Annotated in this window: 3 protein-coding genes; 1 reads left to right on the forward strand and 2 read right to left on the reverse strand. The window is 77.4% G+C overall.

Annotated features, from left to right (window positions below; genetic code table 11):
* Positions 1–1,888, reverse strand: a 1,888-nt coding sequence (locus tag CR470_RS36965; RefSeq protein ID WP_179892508.1) for an ABC transporter permease, incomplete at its 3' end; no start/stop codon positions are given.
* Positions 1,885–2,583 (reverse strand): ABC transporter ATP-binding protein, encoded by a 699-nt coding sequence (locus CR470_RS36970; RefSeq protein WP_097872080.1) that lies wholly within the window; start codon positions 2,581–2,583, stop codon positions 1,885–1,887. The genes CR470_RS36970 and CR470_RS36965, both read right to left, overlap by 4 nt.
* A gap of 179 nt (positions 2,584–2,762) precedes the next feature.
* Between CR470_RS36970 and CR470_RS36975 the strand changes: the two genes are divergently transcribed.
* Positions 2,763–3,028, forward strand: a 266-nt coding sequence (locus CR470_RS36975; protein ID WP_373561474.1) for a sensor domain-containing protein, incomplete at its 3' end; no start/stop codon positions are given.

Raw genomic sequence — 3,028 nt, forward strand, 5'->3', positions numbered from 1 at the left:
CCTCCACACCCAGTACGGGCAGCCGGGTCAGCACCGGCTCGCCGGCCTGCCGGTCGGCCAGGACGACCGCCGAACGCAGCACCCCGGTCGCCGCAGTGACCCCCGGCGCCTCCCGCACCGCCCGGGCCGCTCCGGTGGGCAGACCCGCCCCGCCGCCCGTCGCCACCAGGTCCGCCCGCAGCGCGGCGGACGCCTGGTGGCCGGAGGCCCGCTCCATCGTCGGCCCCGAGGCGAGCTGCACGCAGACGAACGCGACCACCAGCACGATCGGGGTGAACGCGGTGGCGAGCCGCCGGGTGTGCGCCGAGGCGGCCCGCTCGGCCAGGAACCCCGAGACCCCGCCCGCCTTCCGCAGCGGACGGCCCAGCACGCCCAGAGCGATCCGGGCGATCCGGGGCCCCAGCAGGGCGACCGCGATCACCAGGGACATCGCCGCGCCCGAGGCGGCGGCGCCCGCCGCCTGACCGCTCTGCGTCGTCGCCACGCCCGCCGAGCTGATCCCGGCGACGGCCAGCACCACCCCCGCCACCGTACGGAACCGTCCCGGCTCGCTCGGCTCGTCCGCCGTCGCCGCGCCCAGCGCGGCGGCCGGCCGCAGCCGGGTGATGGACCGGGCGGCGAGCATCGCGACCGGCCGCGCGAGCAGCGCGACCAGCAGCCCGCCGGCCAGCGCAGCGGCGGGCGGCAGCCACCACGGCACCGGCAGCGGCAGGGGATCGGTCGTCAGCAGCGAACGCATCGCGAGACCCAGTGGTACGGCTCCGATGCCGCCGAGCAGCGCCGCCGCCGCGGACACCCGGCCCGCCTCCCGGCCGATCGCGGACCGCAGTTGACGGGGTGACGCCCCCACCGCACGCAGCAACGCCAGCTCGCCGGACCGCTGATGGATCGCCTGGGACAGCGTCGAGGCGATCACGAGGAGCGCCACCATCAGCACGGTGCCGCCGATCGAACCGAGCAGGGCCAGCTGGTCGCCGCGTCCGCCGAGCGCGTCCACCCGCTCGGCCTCCCCGCGCTCCGTCCCCGTCAGCACCCTGACCCCCCGGTCGGACCCGGGGACGCCCGAGCGCTCCGGCAGGACCGCGCCGATCGCGTCCCGCAGCGCGTCCCGCGAGACCCCCGGCTCCGCGACCACGCCGATCGCGTCGATCCGGCCCGGGTGCCCGGCCAGGGCGGTCAGCCGGGGCTCGGTGAAGAACACGGCCGGGGCAGCGTCGCCCTTGTGCCCGGTGCGGGCGATCCCGCTGACGGTGTACGTCCGGGCGGCTCCGTCGGCCCGCAGCACGACCCGCTCGCCCGGGGCGGGACCGCCCGCCGCGAGCGCGCCGTCCAGGACGACCTCGGTCGCGTCCCTGGGGGCCCGGCCCTCGGCCAGCTCGTACCGGGTGAGAACGGCGGACGGCCAGGAGCGGCCCACCGCCGGCCGCCCGTCGCCCGTGGACACCGGCACGGAATCGTCGGCGACGGCCTTCGCCACCCCGTCGGCCCCCGCCACCGCGGCCAGCACCGACCGGTCCAGACGGGCCCGCTCGGGCAGGTACGCCGTCGTGGTCCGCGGTTCACTGCCCCAGGGCTTCGCGGTGTACGACACCTTCTGGTCCGCCGCCACCACCGCGTCCGCGCCGCTGTACCGCTGCACCGGCGGCGCGGCCACCAGCAGCGAGCCGACGACGAACGCGAACGCGCCGATCAGCGCGGCGGCCGCGCCCGTCGCCACGATCACCGCCGCCCAGGCCCGCCGGTGCGTGGCCAGCGACCGCCGGGCCAGGAACGCCGACGCGCGCCGCGACCCCTGCCGTACCCCCAGCGGCTCCCGGGCCGCCGCGCCCGTACGCCCCTTCCGTACGTCCGACGTCTCCCGGGCCGCCGTGCCCGTACGCCTCCTCATCGCAGCCGACCGCCGTCCATCGTCAGCACGGTGTCCGCCCAGCTCGCCGCCACGGGGTCATGGGTGACCATCACGACCGTGCGGCCCTCGATCCGCACGGCGTCCCGCAGCAGCGCCAGCACCAGCGCCGCGGAGTCCGGGTCGAGGGAGGCGGTCGGCTCGTCCGCGAAGATCACCTCGGGCTCCGTCACCAGCGCCCGTGCCACCGCGACCCGCTGCTGCTGGCCGCCCGACAGCGTCGACGGCCCGTCGCCGCCGCGCCCCGCGAGACCCACCCGGGCCAGCAACTCCCGCCCCCGCGCCAGCACATCGGGGCCGCCCGGGTCCGCACCGCCCAGCACCAGCGGCAGCACCACGTTCTCCTCGATGGACAGCGACGGCACCAGGTTGAGCGCGTGCGACTGGAAGACGAACCCGATCCGGTCCCGGCGCAGCCGCGTCAGTGCCGCCTCGGAGAGCGACCCGAGATCCGTGCCGGCGATCCTGACCGTCCCCGAGGTCGGCCGGTCCAGGCCCGCCGCGACCTGGAGGAAGGTGCTCTTGCCCGAACCCGAGGGGCCGACCACCGCGGTGAAACTGCCGGCCGGGACCGCGCAGCTGACCGCGTCGAGCGCCGTCGTCCTCCGGCTGCTCCCGCGCCGCCCGTAGCTCCGGCTCACCCCCTCCAGACCGAGCGCGGCCGCCTGCTCCACCATCGTCGTACCCACTGTTCGCCTCCACCGTCCCCGTACCGTTTGACCTGCTAGAACGCTATGAGCCGGGCGGCGGCCGGGCGAGGGTGCGCACTACCGGACCGGGGGTGCGGCCAGCACCACCCCCGGGCGGGGGACCGCCCCCCTCCGGCGGTGGGCGCGCCCCCGTACCGTGGGCTGCCATGAGCAGCTCCCCACCCGGTCCCCTCACGGTCGCCGTCCGGCGTTCCTGGGACGCCTCGCGCTACCTCCTCGTCGGCATCGGGGTCGCGATGCTGACCTACCTCGGCGCTTTCCTGGTGGTGGCGGCTCTCCTGTTCGCCGTCGCGATCATCGGGCTGCCCGCGCTGCCGGAGGCCGCCACACTGCTGCGCCGGGCCGCCTCGGCCGAGAGCCGCAGGGCGGCGGCCCGGCTCGGGCCGGGGCACCGCCCCGCGTCTGTCTCTTA

The sequence above is a fragment of the Streptomyces sp. rh34 genome (assembly GCF_002551245.1).
Taxonomy (GTDB): Bacteria; Actinomycetota; Actinomycetes; order Streptomycetales; family Streptomycetaceae; genus Streptomyces.